This window comes from Pedobacter kyungheensis (assembly GCF_000812965.1).
Taxonomy (GTDB): domain Bacteria; phylum Bacteroidota; class Bacteroidia; order Sphingobacteriales; family Sphingobacteriaceae; genus Pedobacter; species Pedobacter kyungheensis.
Genome location: NZ_JSYN01000014.1, coordinates 13,175 through 28,163 on the forward strand (window position 1 = coordinate 13,175; position 14,989 = coordinate 28,163).

Annotated in this window: 12 protein-coding genes; all 12 read right to left on the bottom strand. The window is 42.9% G+C overall.

The window, feature by feature from the left end; all coding sequences use genetic code 11:
* Positions 1–2: 2 nt before the first annotated feature.
* The gene (gene ccoG / locus OC25_RS12275; protein ID WP_039476438.1) at positions 3–1,370 is read right to left on the bottom strand and encodes a cytochrome c oxidase accessory protein CcoG; all 1,368 of its coding nucleotides are present in this window, start codon (positions 1,368–1,370) and stop codon (positions 3–5) included.
* Positions 1,354–2,286 (bottom strand): cbb3-type cytochrome c oxidase N-terminal domain-containing protein, encoded by a 933-nt coding sequence (locus OC25_RS12280; RefSeq protein ID WP_082018588.1) that lies wholly within the window; start codon positions 2,284–2,286, stop codon positions 1,354–1,356. Before OC25_RS12280 ends, ccoG begins: the two co-directional genes overlap by 17 nt.
* 60 nt (positions 2,287–2,346) lie before the next feature.
* A complete protein-coding gene (locus tag OC25_RS28125) occupies positions 2,347–2,502 on the bottom strand; it encodes a hypothetical protein (RefSeq protein WP_167335393.1) in 156 nt (51 codons plus the stop codon).
* Positions 2,503–2,504: 2 nt separating this feature from the next.
* Positions 2,505–4,646 (bottom strand): cytochrome-c oxidase, cbb3-type subunit I, encoded by a 2,142-nt coding sequence (gene ccoN / locus OC25_RS12285; protein ID WP_039476441.1) that lies wholly within the window; start codon positions 4,644–4,646, stop codon positions 2,505–2,507.
* Positions 4,647–4,705: 59 nt separating this feature from the next.
* Positions 4,706–4,888, bottom strand: a complete 183-nt coding sequence (gene ccoS / locus OC25_RS12290; RefSeq protein ID WP_039476444.1) for a cbb3-type cytochrome oxidase assembly protein CcoS — start codon at positions 4,886–4,888, stop codon at positions 4,706–4,708.
* On the bottom strand, positions 4,885–7,269 hold the full coding sequence (locus OC25_RS12295) for a heavy metal translocating P-type ATPase (protein WP_039476447.1): 2,385 nt from the start codon (positions 7,267–7,269) through the stop codon (positions 4,885–4,887). Before OC25_RS12295 ends, ccoS begins: the two co-directional genes overlap by 4 nt.
* A 45-nt stretch (positions 7,270–7,314) precedes the next feature.
* Positions 7,315–8,661, bottom strand: coding sequence for an oxygen-independent coproporphyrinogen III oxidase (gene hemN / locus OC25_RS12300; RefSeq protein WP_039476450.1), 1,347 nt, complete (start codon positions 8,659–8,661; stop codon positions 7,315–7,317).
* Positions 8,661–9,092, bottom strand: coding sequence for a Rossmann-fold NAD(P)-binding domain-containing protein (locus tag OC25_RS12305; protein WP_039476452.1), 432 nt, complete (start codon positions 9,090–9,092; stop codon positions 8,661–8,663). The genes hemN and OC25_RS12305 overlap by 1 nt, the downstream gene beginning before the upstream one ends.
* A 473-nt stretch (positions 9,093–9,565) precedes the next feature.
* Positions 9,566–10,597, bottom strand: a complete 1,032-nt coding sequence (locus tag OC25_RS12310; RefSeq protein ID WP_039476455.1) for a response regulator — start codon at positions 10,595–10,597, stop codon at positions 9,566–9,568.
* A gap of 15 nt (positions 10,598–10,612) precedes the next feature.
* A complete protein-coding gene (locus OC25_RS12315) occupies positions 10,613–11,803 on the bottom strand; it encodes a PAS domain-containing sensor histidine kinase (RefSeq protein WP_039476457.1) in 1,191 nt (396 codons plus the stop codon).
* A 42-nt stretch (positions 11,804–11,845) separates the two neighbouring features.
* On the bottom strand, positions 11,846–13,672 hold the full coding sequence (locus tag OC25_RS12320; RefSeq protein ID WP_039476460.1) for a hypothetical protein: 1,827 nt from the start codon (positions 13,670–13,672) through the stop codon (positions 11,846–11,848).
* A 168-nt stretch (positions 13,673–13,840) separates the two neighbouring features.
* Positions 13,841–14,989 carry an efflux RND transporter periplasmic adaptor subunit gene (locus OC25_RS12325; protein ID WP_039476463.1) on the bottom strand — a complete coding sequence of 383 codons (1,149 nt, stop codon included), beginning with the start codon at positions 14,987–14,989 and terminating at the stop codon, positions 13,841–13,843.

A 14,989-nucleotide genomic window follows, 5' to 3' on the forward strand; every position in this document is an offset into this window, starting at 1 on the left:
TTTTAATTTGGATTGGCAAAAAAGCTTGTGGTAGCCGTGCTGATCGTTTTTTTATCGGTTACCACTTCAAAAGTGACCTCAGTTTTATAACTTTTTATCTGTGCCGGTTTCCTGATCAGGAAAAAGGTTAAATGCACCGTTCCTTCTTTGGGCAGGAGCTTTTCCTGCTGGATAAATAAGATGCTATCGGTACTATTGGCCGATTTAAAACTGAAACGGATATCGCGGTTCGTTTTGTTAATCAGCTCGGCATTGTAAAGGTTACTGATGCTTCCATCGGCTCGGGTTTGAAACAGTGTACCACTTGCCCTCAATACGGTGGTTTCTACATTTTGCCTGTTGTAAATGAGCGATGAAAACAAGATCATGGCTACCAGCAATACAGCCGCATAACCGTAAGCTTTAAAACCGGCCCTGAAAGGTTTACGTGCCTGAATAAAATCGTTGTTGTAGAAGCCAATGAGCCTTTCGGGTTTGTTGATTTTGAGCATCACTTCATCGCAGGCATCGATGCAAGCTGTACAATTGATACACTCGAGCTGGGTGCCTTTGCGAATATCGATCCCGGTAGGGCAGACCTGTACACAAAGGCCACAATCTACACAGTCGCCTTTTAAATGGCCTGCATCTTTTACAAGTTTACCACGGGGTTCGCCACGGGTTTCATCATAAGCCACAATTAAACTCTGGTTATCGAGTAAAACCCCTTGTAAACGGCCATACGGACAAATAACTGTGCACACAATTTCGCGAACGTAAGCAAAAACGGTGTAGAAAACAGCTGTAAAAATACAAATGGAGATAAAGCCCGAAATGTGCGCCGATACCGGTTCGGTAATGATTTTATACAGTACATCGCTACCGATAAGATAGGCGAGGAAAGTATTAGCAATGCCAAAAGAGATGAGGAGAAAAAGAAAGTGCTTAACTGTTTTTTTGAAGATTTTTTCCGCTGTCCAGGGCTGGGCATCCAGTTTTTTCTGGTGTAATGCATCACCTTCTATCCAGTATTCAATCCGGCGGAAAACCATTTCCATAAATATGGTTTGCGGACAGGCCCAGCCGCACCAAAGTCTGCCCAGTACCACGGTAAAGCAAATTACAAAGAGGATAAAAATCAGCATTGCAAAAGCGAAGAGATAAAAATCCTGCGGCGTAAAAATCAGTCCGAAGAAAACAAATTTACGGCTAATGAAGTTGAGCAATACCAGTTGCTCGCCTTTAAACTGTACAAACGGAAAACTGAACAGGCAAAGCAAAAGCGCATAACTTACCCATTTGCGGTAGGTGTATAACCTGCCGGCGGGTTTCTTCGGATAAAGAAAATTACGGCCCTTGCCTTGCTTATTGGTTTTATTTTTTGCCGGCATCTTTTACCTCATTGTTGGGTTCATATTTTTCACCTTGTGGTGCTTTGGCACCAGCGGGTTTGCTTCCTTCGAGCGATAAAATATAATTGGCTACTTCACTGATCTGTTTCGGGCTAAGCGTTTTTTCCCAGCTTACCATCCCTTTGGCCGGAACGCCGTATTTAATGGTTTTAAAAATGTTATTAATTCCACCGCCATGCAGCCAGAACTCATCGGTAAGGTTAGGCCCAATTAAACCGCCCCCGGCCGGGCCATGGCAAACGGCGCAGTTGGCCGAGAAGATGGTTTTACCCGATTCGATTACAGGCGCAGTGTTATCGGCTTTTACTGTGTTTTCATCAACCGCATTGGCCGATTTTTGCAGGTAAATGGCTTTCTCTTCAGCCGAACGCGTCATTTCGGCCGCGTACAGCTGGTCCTGATTTAAGCCGTAGCCACCAATGTAATAATAGAAAAGATAGGCTGCACCAAACAGGATGGTGCCATAAAACAAGAAGTTAAACCACGCCGGAACCGGGTTGTTGAGTTCCTGAATACCATCGTAAGCATGCTCAATTACGATATCTTTTTCTGCTTCAATTGGTTTTAGCCCCAGTATTTTACTCCAGATGGAAGGCTTGTGCTTTTTGGTTTTTAACCAGCTGTCGTAATCAAGCGGCGCTTCTTTTACCGGTGCCAGGTAAGGCGTAGGATTAAGCTGCTCGCGGTACATAACCTTGAAGGCATTTAGCAGCGTAATGGATACAACCAGCAATACCAGTACAAATAAAAGCATGATGAGCAGGAGTGTTTCGGCCTGACTTAGACCTAATAAACTTGGTTCCGAACTAACTGTGGCTGCTTCAGCTTTATCATCGGCAGCCAGGGCAGCTATGGCTGGTAATAGCAATAGGAGGGTGATGTTAAATTTTTTCATCCTTATGTTTTGTATTTGTTTTTCCCTCATTAAAGCAATTCCTTAATGAGGGTATAAATGCTAATCTTTTAAGGGTAACTCGCTCATGTTACTGATGTGGTTTTTGCTCAGCTTAATGAGGTAGATACTCACGATGATAAAAAAGACCATAAATAAGAGCAGCGAACTAATCAGGTAATATTCGCGGCCTGCTAAGTTTTTAAGTTGTTCGAACATGGTTATTGGTTTGAAGGGATAGTTTCTTTATTGGCTTTAATATCAGTACCCAGGCGCTGAAGGTAAGCGATGATGGCCACAATTTCGCGGTCGCTTTTTACCTTGATATTGTTCTGTTTCAAGTCGGCTGTAATTTCTGCTGCCTGTTTTTTCAGTTCATCGTTGGCCGTTTTATCAAATCCTTCAGGGTAAGGAACACCTAACGTTTGCATAGCCCTGATTTTCGCTGGCGTTGTACTGATATCGAGTTTTTGATCAATTAACCAGGGGTATGGCGGCATAATACTGCCCGGCGACATGGAAGTTGGATCGAGTAAATGGTTAAAATGCCAGGCATGCGAATATTTGCCACCTTCGCGGTGTAAATCTGGTCCGGTACGTTTACTGCCCCACAAAAACGGGTGATCGTACACAAATTCGCCGGCTTTGCTGTATTCGCCGTAACGTTCTGTCTCTGAACGGAACGGTCTGACCATTTGCGAATGGCAGTTTACACAACCTTCGCGGATGTACAAATCACGTCCCTGGAGCTCGAGAGCGGTATAAGGTTTTACACTCGAAATGGTTGGTACATTAGATTGAATGGTGAAAGTTGGCATCATTTCTACCATACCGCCAATTAAAATGATAATGAGCGAAAACACCATGAATTTCATTGGTTTGCGTTCCAGTACACGGTGCCATTTCTGATCCATCGGGTTGGTTTCTACCAGTACCGGGGCCAAAGGCATGGCTTCGGCTGCTTCGTTGGCTTGCAGGCTTCCTTTCAGCATGGTTTTAGCCAGGTTAAAAGTCATTACAATTGCACCCAATAAATAGAAACCACCACCAACAGCACGGAAAACATGCATCGGAATAATCTGAAGCGTTACAGCTAAAAAGTTAGGGTATTTTAAAAGCCCCTCGGCAGTAAACTCTTTCCACATTAAGCCCTGGGTAAAACCAGCCCAGTACATGGGTACAGCGTAGAAAAGGATTCCCAGTGTACCAATCCAGAAGTGGAAACCGGCTAATTTTTTGGAGTAGAGTTCGGTTTTATAAATTCTCGGGATTAACCAGTATAATACGCCAAAGGTTAAAAAACCGTTCCAACCTAAAGCACCTACGTGTACGTGCGCTACAATCCAGTCGGTAAAATGTGCAACACCGTTAATTTGTTTGATGGAAAGCAAAGGGCCTTCAAAAGTAGCCATACCATAGCAGGTTAAGGCTACAACCATAAATTTCAGCGTTACATCTTCGCGCACTTTATCCCAGGCGCCTCGTAAAGTTAGCAAACCGTTAATCATACCACCCCAGCTTGGTGCAATAAGCATAATAGAGAAAACAATACCTAAGGATTGTGCCCAGCCCGGTAAAGATGAGTAGAGTAAATGGTGCGGCCCGGCCCAGATGTAGATAAAAATAAGCGACCAGAAATGCAGGATACTCAGTTTATAGGAGTAAACCGGTCTGTTAGCCATTTTGGGTAAGAAATAATACATCATACCCAGGTAAGGCGTAGTTAAGAAAAATGCTACTGCATTGTGCCCGTACCACCATTGGACCAGCGCATCCTGCACACCGGCATACCAGTAATAGCTTTTCATAAACGAAACCGGCAGCTCAAAAGAGTTAACAATGTGCAATACCGCAATGGTAACAAACGTGGCAATGTAAAACCAGATGGCTACATAAAGGTGGCGTTCTCTTCTTTTAAAAATGGTACCAAACATGTTGATTCCAAATACCACCCAGATCAGCGTAATGGCAATATCAATCGGCCATTCCAGCTCCGCGTATTCGTGCGAGGTGGTAAAACCCAAAGGCAAGGTAATTACTGCCGAAAGAATGATGAGCTGCCAGCCCCAGAAATGTATGGCACTTAACGCATCGTTAAACATACGGGCTTTAAGCAGGCGTTGCAGCGAATAATAAACACCCATAAAAATGGCATTACCTACAAAGGCAAAAATTACAGCATTGGTGTGCAGCGGACGGATACGGCCAAATGTGGTGTATTGGCTGCCCATGTTCATGCCGGGTTTAAATAACTGCATGGCGATGAGGAGCCCCACTGTCATGCCGATTACGCCCCAAACAATGGTAGCAATACCAAAGTTGCGGACAATCTTATTGTCGTAAGTAAATTTTTCTAACTGCATATAATTAAGAAATTTGTTAGTTTTTGTTCAGCAAATGTATTCAGGGTAGCTGTGCCCAATTATGATGTGGGTTGGTTTGAAATGTGATTGTCGTCACTTTTGGGCTCGTCGTCAAAAAGGATGCGCATGGCGGGGGTGTATACATCATCATGCTGGCCCGTTTTAGAAGCCCAGAAAAATGCCGCCAGAAAAACCAAGGCCATTAATACGCTGCAACCCACTAAAAAATACAGGATGTTCATAGCTTATTTTTACGTGCAAAAAAGTGTGTGGCAATAGAGGTAAATGAGATAATGGTGATGGTGCTGATGGGCATTAATACCGCGGCAATTAAGGGGTACAAAGTGCCCTGAACAGCAAAATAAAGTCCGATACAGTTGTAGGCAATGGCGATGGCAAAACTAATTTTAACCACTTTGAGCCCATCGCGGCTTAAGGCTACAAAATTGGGCATCAGGTTAAGACTGTTTCCGGTTAAAATGGCATCGCAACCGGGGGTAAAGTTGTTGATGTTATCGGTAATGGCTACGCCAAAATCACTTTGTTTTAAAGCTCCGGCATCGTTCAAGCCATCGCCCAGCATCATTACTTTGTGCTTTGCTTTTTGTTGCTGCAACACATAATCTAATTTTTGGTGCGGGCTCTGCCTGAAATTGATTTTGGTATCTGGCGGGAACATATTTTTTAACGTACTGTATTCACGGTCGGTATCGCCCGATAGCACATGCATTTGGAATTTTTTAGCAAGTTTTTGAATGAGCTGGTTTAACCCACCACGCCATTGTTGTTCGGTTTGGAAACGGCCTTTGTATTGATTATCGATTACTATATGCACACCATTGCTGATCGGGATATTGATGTTATCGGGCATCATGGCGCTGCTCCCCAGATAAACCTGCTGTCGGTTTACCTGACCAGAAATACCTTTGCCAATACGTTCGGCATAATGGCTAACAGGCATAAATTCATCACAACGCAGGTATTTTAAAATGTGGCGACTCAAAGGATGTGAAGAGTTGCGTACCAGCGAAGCAATTAAACGTTGTTCATGATAATCGAGCTGACCTTCAAAAATAAGACTGGCATTTTCGGTGCTGGTTAAAGTTCCGGTTTTATCGAAAATGACTGTATCGCAGGCTGCCAGCGCTTCAACAGCATCGGTATTTTTAACGTAGAAACCTTTTTTATCAAAAATAGAGAGGATAGCCGAAAGCGTAAAGGGTGTACTTAGCGATAGCACACAAGGGCAGGCCACAATTACCACCGCAGTAAAGGCAGCCCAGGCTTTGCTATTTTCGTGCTGCAGCAGCCAGTAAATTGCAGCAGAAAAGGCTAAAACAAAAACACCCAGACTAAAGTATTTAGCGACGCGGTCGTTAAAATTCTGCTTTTTTAAATCGGTCTGGTAATTTTCATTGTTCCACAAGCCTGTGAGGTAGCTTTGTGATACTGGTTTGATTACTTCAAGCTCAATGGCCTCGGCAGTTTGCCGACCTCCGGCATAAATAATTTCGCCCAGTACTTTGTGTACCGGTTCGGCTTCGCCAGTTACAAAACTCATGTCCATCCAGGCATCGCCCTTCATTAAAATGGCATCGGCCGGTACAATTTCACCGTTTCTGATCCAAAGCCTGTCGCCAATGGCAATATCGGCTATTGCAGTAGGTTTTTCCTTACCCGCAATTAATTTGGTAACGGCAATGGGGAAATAGGATCGGTAATCACGGTCGAAAGAGATGTGGTGGTAGGTACGCTGCTTAATCCATTTGCCCATCAGAAGCAGGAAAACCAGTCCGGTAAGCGTATCGGCAAAGCCTGGGCCAGTGCCCGAAAGAATATCGTAGGCGGTACGGAGAAAAAGCATGGCAATAATCAATGCCAGCGGCGTATCCAGGTTAATTTGTTTGTGTTTTAAACTGGTTATTGCCGAAACAAAATAATCTTTACCACAATAAAACGCTGCGGGGATACAGAAGGTGAGGTTTAACCAGCTAAATAACTGCTGAAATTGTTTCTCGAAACCAGCTAATCCGAAGTATTCAGGAAAACTGAAGAGCATCACATTGCCCATTAAAAAACCGGCGACTGCAATTTTTTGAATCAGTTGTTTGTTAACCGAATGGCTGTTTTCTTTCACCACATCCTGCAGGCTGATTAAGGGGGCATAACCAATTTCGTTTAAAATTTCGACCAGTTTGCGCAACGAAACTTCTTCATGCCTGAAACTGATGGTAACCTGACGTTTTAGAAAATCGATCCGAGACGAGAAAATGGCAGGATGAATTTTATACAGATGCTCTAAAAGCCAAATGCATGAACTGCAATGGATAGCCGGAATGTAAAAGGTTACAATGCTGGCCTTCTCGTGCTGGTAATCGAGCAATTGACTGATAATGGCCGGTTCATCGAGGTATTCGAAATGGCTGTGCTGTTCAGCCCTTTTTCCTGGCGAATGGTTGTAGGTATAATAATTGCAAAGGTTGTTTTCAGAAAGGATTTTATAAACACTCTTGCAGCCGGTACAGCAAAAATCGTGACCATTGTAAGTAAACTTAATCTGTTCTAATGGCTCACCGCAGTGGTAACAAAGTGTTGCTGCAGCGGTTTCATTTTGATTTTCCATAACCGTAATTGTTTATTGATAAATTATTGTTTGATGAGGCGTACCTTATATGGCATAGCTGAACATCTGGCTGTCGGGTGTTTTTGCCCAAAGGCGCTCATCAAAGGCCATGCATATATTTCTTAGAAAAGGTTTTCCGGCAGGATTAACCTTTAACTGGTTTTCGGATACGGAGATCAATCCGTCATCAATCAATGTAGCCAGTTTATAATAGGCTGGCTTAGGGATGCCATCCAGAAAAAGACTCTTGCCATCGCACATAATATTGCGGATGTGTCTGCGGATTTTTAAATCTTTGCGCGACAGAATATGTCCTTTTTCAATCGCAAATTGACCGTTGTTAATTGCTTCAAGGTATGCTTCAACAGTTTTTACATTCTGAGCAAATGCCGTGTAACTGTCGCTGATTGCAGAAACGCCCAGTCCGATAAGCAATTGGGTATGCTGGTGGGTATAGCCCATAAAGTTTCGGTGAAGGTTGTTTTGTTGCGCGGCCAGGTACAGGCTATCGTGCCTTCTGGCGAAGTGATCCATACCAATATCATCATATCCCGCTGCAAGCAAAGCTTCTTTCCCTAACTGGTATAAAGCGAATTTAGCTTCGCTTTGTGGCAAATCTTTTTCGGTGTACCGGCGCTGTCCGGGTTTTAGCCAGGGCACATGCGCGTAACTGTAAAAGGCAATTCTATCTGGATTGATCCTGATTACTTCCTGCAGCGTTTCGCTTAAACCTCCAGCAGTTTGAAAAGGCAACCCATAAATCAGATCGAAATTAACTGAAGTATAGCCGATTTTTCTGGCCAGTCCCGTAATTTCTGCTACCTGCACTGGTGTTTGAAAGCGGTTAATCATTAACTGTACTTTCGGATCGAAATCCTGGATACCCAAACTCAGGCGTTTAAAGCCCAGATTAAAAAGGGTGGTTAAATGCGCTTCAGTGGTATTATCAGGATGTGCCTCAAACGAAAACTCAGCATCAATGGCGGGTTCACATTTGCGCATGATTCCGTTAATCAGTTTTTCGAGGTTGTGGGCACTGAAAAAAGTGGGGGTACCACCGCCGAGGTGCAATTCTCTTATTTTGGGCTTGTTGCCTAAAACCTGCAGGTACAGTTCCCATTCCTTAAGCACCGCATCCAGGTAAGGTTCTTCTACCTGATGGTTTTTGGTAATGCGGGTATTGCAGCCACAGTAGGTGCACAGGCTCTCGCAAAAGGGCAGGTGAATGTAGAGGCTAATGCCTTCGCTCTGATAATCGGTAAAGGTATTTTTTACCGAAAGCAGCCATTGTGCTTCATCAAAACGATCGGTTTCCCAAAATGGTACGGTAGGATAGCTGGTGTACCTTGGGGCAGCTACATTGTACTTTTTAAGCAGGTTTAAGGTATCCATCAGGCTTTATTTAAGGTTTTCGGAACGGAGCAGTTGTTCTGGCAGCAACAGGCACTGCCCACGCATTTACCAGCTGCCCAGTTATCGAGATTTTTAATTACCTGCAGCATACGGTCTAAAGCGCTTTGGCCTTCTTTTAAGGGCACATTGGCAATTTTAAAACCTGCGGTTGCCGCCGATTTTAAATCGAGATGACTGGTTTCAAAGGAAGAAGTCGCGATGTATTTTACCCCGAGTGCTTTGAGCTGCTGAATGAGCGACTGATCTACCGTATCGTTATTGAAAACAAGTAAAGTTTCCTTCCCGGCAGCGAAAGCAATAGTTTCGGCCGAGAGACTGTTGGCGATAATGGTAATATCGTGCTTTTTGTGATTGGCCAGAACCAGGCATTCTTTTTCGTCGGGCTTAATGTTGTAAGCAATGGCTTTCATAAACAAATTTTTAGTGCTCAAAACTATCATTTGTTAATGGCGGGGCAGATGAGGTTAGTCAGCTGAAAAAATGATTTTGATCAGGAAAGAGAAGCACACTGAATATGAGTTTATGATGTTCAGTGCAGACACAGACCATGGTTATCCTGTCATTCTGAACGCAGTGAAGAATCTCTTTTCGTGAAGTCAGGAGTTGAATAATGGTCAGTGCAGACACAGACCATGGCGGTTGTGTTGGTTTGCCACGGAGGTACGGCAAACACGGAATATTTTTTTGTGAAGTCAGGTGGTAACACCTGACTTTGTGAAACAATAGCGGTGTTTTTAATGGTCAGTGTAGACACTGACCATGGCGGCTAAAACGATACAATCGTTTGGCTATTTAAGCACGCGTTTGAAACCCGCGCAAGCATAAAACCAAAATCTGATGGTCAGTGCAGACACTGACCATGGCAGCCATGGCGACAACAGTATTATTGCTTAATATTTTTTAGTTTAGATACAGCCGTAATCTTTATCGCATTACCGCTTTTTTCAATTAGTTTTTCTTCTTTAAAATCAGCCAGCATACGGCTTACGGTTTCGCTGGCAGTACCTACCATGGCGGCGAGGTCATCGCGCGAAATTTTAATTGTGGCGCTGTCATTCTCGATTGTACTGAATTTTTCTGCAACCTGTATCAAGGCATCAGCCACGCGTTTGCGTACCGAAAAATAGGCGAGTTGGAGCATCTGGTTCTCCTTATCGCGAACACTGCCCGATAGTAAACGGATAAAAGCTGCAGACAGCGGCTGGTGTTGGTAAAGGTAATCTGTAAATGCTGATTTGGGGATTAAAATGAGTTCACAATCGGCAAGGGTTGCCGCATTATCTTCGTAGGTACGTTCCGTAAAAAGGCTTTCATAACCAAAAAAGTCGCCTGCCTGGTAAAGTGCCGAAGAAAGTTCGCGGCCATCTTTAAAACGTTTGTAGGTTTTAACCTGTCCTTTTTTCAGGTAATACACATGGTTTGGCTCATCTTCCTCTACATAAATAAGCTGTTTGTTAGCCAGTACGCGACTTTTCCCTTTTTTAATCAATTCGGTAAACAGTGATTGCGTATCGATATCTGTTCCGTTAAAATTACCGCTGGTTTTGCTTTTTTTGAGTCGGCCTTCTATGGCATTAAGCAGTTCTATGTCATCAAAAGGTTTGGTGAGGTAATCGTCGGCACCCATTTCCATGCCTTTACGCATATCGGCACGTTCGCTTTTGGCGGTAATAAAAATAAAAGGGATGGAAGCCGTTTGTGGATTTTTATGCAAGAGGTAAAGCACGCCGTAACCATCCAGTTCAGGCATCATAATATCACACAAAATCAGATGTGGATGATGTTTAATGGCCAGCTCTACCCCGATTTTTCCATTGCTTGCAGTAAAAGTTTCGTAATCGGCTAGCGAGAGAATTTCTGCTGTGCTTTCGCGGATATCGTCATTATCTTCAATAATCAATACTTTCTTTTTCATGCGTAGGGGAATAGGTTAAGGGGTAAAGGGAAATTTTAGCAGGAAAGTGGTACCCACATTTTGGGCGCTTTCGCATGATACGGTACCATTCATTAAACTGGCATAACGCTTCACAATGTTGAGTCCAAGGCCGGTTCCGGGAATACTGCCGGTATTATGTGCCCTGAAAAAAGGCTCGAAAAGATTATGCTGGTCGGTTTCAGGAATGCCGATTCCGTTATCCTTAATCTCAATAATCAGCTCATCATCTTTTAAAATGCTGTTAAACTGGATCATGGTATTCTCTCCCGAATATTTTACCGCATTAGAAATGAGGTTAATGATACTGTTTTTAAGTAAGTTCATGTCGAGGTACACCTGTGCCGAAACTCCCTGGTGCTCGTAAATAATGTGCTGATCCTGCTTGCTGATGAGTTGCATTTCTTCAACAATCTCTTCTGCAAAAGTTACAATATTAAACCAGCTGGGGGTGACTTCAACCTTGCCGGCTTCGAGTTTTTCGAGCGAGAGGAAATCGTTTAATATAGTAGTGAGGTTACCTACGGCATTTTTAATCTTGCCGGTATGCTTTTCGATATTTTCGGTATCGTGTTTTGGGGTGTATTTATCAATTAAAGTGGCCGACAGCTGAATGGAGCTCAGTGGTGTTCTGAATTCGTGCGAAGCCATAGAAACAAACCGGGTTTTAAGCTGATTGAGTTCTTTTTCTTTGATGAACAGGGCGTTTACATGTTCCTTTGCCGATTCTAATTCTCCAACCAGTTTCACCAGATCGCGGGTACGCTCTCTGATTTTATCTTCCAGTTCTTCGGTATAACTTTTAATGCGGGCTTCATCTTCTTTAAGTTTGCTCAGATCGTGGATAAAACCGGTGTAGATTTTCCGGTCGCTGAATTTTACTTCACTTACCCCAAGCCTGAAAGGGAAGGTTGAGCCATCTTTACGCTGGCCAATTACCTCGCGGCCGATACCAATAATGCGCTTTCTGCCAGTATCGTGATAGTTTTTAATGTAAGTATCGTGCTGTGTTTTATCAGGCTCGGGCATTAATACCGACACGTTCCGTCCAACCAGTTCATGGCTTTCAAAACCAAAAAGCTTTAAAGCAGCCGGATTAACATGCTCAATAATGCCCTTGTCATCTATCGTAATAATACCATCTATCGCATTTTCGATGATGGCGCTCAGTAATTTTGCTCTTTCCATAAACCAATCTGGTAATATTAATCATTTAGGTACGATTTTGACCTAAACTTTTGCACCTAAATTTAACGATTGTGTGTTTATGCTTTGGATATTTAGTACAGCTTTTTCGAAAAGTTCAATCTGTTCTTTACCCCAAATCTTTAAATCGGCATCGGCTTTCTGGAAACCTGTACGGTAAAATTCAACACCATTTAATAACTGATTGTAGAATCTGGTAAGGTAAACCTGTTTCTTCTGGTGCAGCTGCTGAACATTTGTTTTGAAATCTTCGTTAAAATGCTGCAGCTCTTTTTTAAAATAATCGATGTAAAGGCCAAGTTCTTTTACAAATAAATTGGGCCGGTTTACACCTTCGAGCAGATTTACCTTGCCATAAATATGATCGACCATTTCTTTTAAATTGTATTTTTTAGAAAAATAGGCCAGATTTGGTCCAGGGCAAATGCTTACTGCTTTGCTTTCTTTCGGTTTCAGGATCTCGTCTTTAAGGTAAACCGAAGCGCAAAGCCCTTCGCATAAACAGGTCTTTTCTGTTACCGCATCAATCTGTTTTTTTTGTTCCTCAGGCGAAGTAGCAGAAGCCTTTATTTCCCTGATTTTTAAATGCTGATATTGCCTGGAAGCGGTGCAAATGGGCTGTTCGGTAAATTCGGTATTGGTACACAGGTATTTCTTAGTGCAGGGACTGCCTGGCCTGCTTTTTGCAATGCGATGGAGCCTTTCCTGCTCGGCTGTACTTTTTCTGAAATTATTGAATGGAACACCCAGGGGAGAAGCATTACTCAAATAAAAATCACTTTCGGTGGCCTCAGTTAGGTTTTTTAAGGTTTCGCTATCTACGTTGGTGGCTTCTTCAACGAGTAAAAACGGACTTCCCCAGCCAGCAGCGTCTAAACCATAGGACTGTAATAAATGGTTGTGCTCGGCAGCAGTACCGATACCACCCTGAGCGGTTATTTTTTGGATAGGTTTAGTGGCACAGTAAATGTTTTTCTGTTGCAAGGCTGCGGTATAAATCGCCCAGAGTTCTTCGCTGAGTGCAAGGCGGTTTGCTTTAAATTCGTGCAAAATGGGGCCAAGTAAAAAGCCCTCCGTGGCAAAAGCATGTCCGCCACAGTTTAAACCCGATTCGATCCTGAACTCAGCTACCCATAGGCCTTTTTTTGCCAGCATTTTGGCCTGTACCATAGCCGAGCGGTAATCGCTCACTTTTAAAATGATTTTTTTACTGAAATGCCCGTTCTCATCGGGATAAAAACCAGCAAAGTTTTCGAGGTAGGTAAACAAGCGCGGGTTAAGTCCGGCCGAAATAACCACAGCCGATTTGAGCCTGCTATTTGCAAAACCCCTTAATGCCGCCAATGCATCGGTATTTTCATTACCCAGATCCAGATCATCAACAAAATTTACCTTATCTACCTTGGCCATAATATTTACGTCAATGTTACCTGCTTCAACCGCCTTCCTCAATTGACTTTCCAGCATTGTTCTTTTTCTGCCTGCAGGGTTTTTAAGCATTTCTTTGTAAGTTTTGCTTAGCGGGCTGCTTTCACATTGTAATTCAAAATAGCGGCTTATCATTGTGCCTGCTTCAAAGACCTGGTTTTTCAGGTTTGCAATCTGGCTATGAATCAGTTGCTGCATTAAATTAAGGTATGCGGTAATCCGCTTTGCGCGACTATCAATTACGGTTTTATCGATGGATGTATAAGGTAAGTAGTTTAGTTCACAGTGGTATTTACGCATCCGTTCACAAAGTTCATCATCAACGATTGAAACAACAGAAGAGATGCCAAACTGGGCAACTTTTAAAGGGGTATCAACAGAGTAGGCGAGGCCTAGAACGGGAATATGGAAGGTATGCGGCATGATTTGTTTTAACAACAAAATAACGTAACCCGCAGGTTTCAAAAAGTGATACTGGTCATTTTTTAGTGTGACAATGCTTTCTTTTTATGTCAGGCAGTTAAACAAAAAGGGAGCCGGTTTTAAAACTCCGGCTCCCTCACAAGTAAAATGATAGGGTTTGGTTAGTTGTTAACCCTCATCACCACTGTTTTTAAGTTTCATTAAAACCGCATAGGCATTTTTAACTACAATATTTTGAAGGGTTGATTTGGGTTTTATTGCCGTAAAGCCATTTAAACTGGCGCCGGTTTCTACGCCAATCATTTTAAACTGGCCTTTTGCTTTTTCTTCAAAAACATAATACTGGTTTTCCCATTTCACAATCGCATCATCGGGTACAGCCTGTACTTCAGCACCGTTTAACTGGATGGCTGCATTTAAAAAGGTACCTGGCAACAGGTTCTGATCAAAGTTTTCCAGATCGCAATGTACGCTGGTAGTCCTGTCGTTCTCAATATTCGGAGTGATGAGATGAATCGTAGCATTATACTTTTTATCGGGATTGCTGCTGGTGGTACACACAATTTTTTGCCCGATTTTCAGGCTGGCTGCATCCTGCTCAAAAACCGTTAAACTTACATGCAGGGCACCCGGGTTAATCAGTTCGAAAAGCACATCGGTAGCATTTACATATTTACCGGTATTTACATTTACTTTTGAAAGGTAGCCACTAATTGGTGCATAAATGTGAATAGTTTTGGAAATGTTGCTTTCGTTTAATCTGGCTGGATTTAACCCGATTAAACGTAGTTTTTCGGCCAAAGCACTTACCAGTACTTTTTGGTTGTTAAACTCGCTTTCGGTTTGCTGAAAAATTTTATCGCTCGTAGCCTTGGTTTGGTTTAACATTTTTTGGCGCACATAATCAGCTTCCGAAAATTTTAAACGGTTTTTAGCGGTCAGATAATCCTGTTGAAGCTGGATATATTGCTGATCTTCAACACTAGCCAGCACGCTTCCTTTTTTAACGAGCATACCTGGAATCAGGTTCATTCTGGAAATGTAACCGCCCATAGGTACGCTAACCGAGTAAATGTTTTCGGGTGGTACATCTATTACACCATTTACATTCAGGGTTTTATACATGCTTTTAGTTTCGGGGCTGCCAACCACAATGCCTGCATTTTTAAGTTGCGCATCACTTAAGCTCACTTGATCAGTAGCTTCAACGTTTTCTTTTTTGGCTGTACTTGCTTCAGTTTCCTGCTTTTGACCTCCACATCCCAGGCAGAAGACTGAAAAAAGGGCTATGATTATACTATTTTGATTGATTTTCAT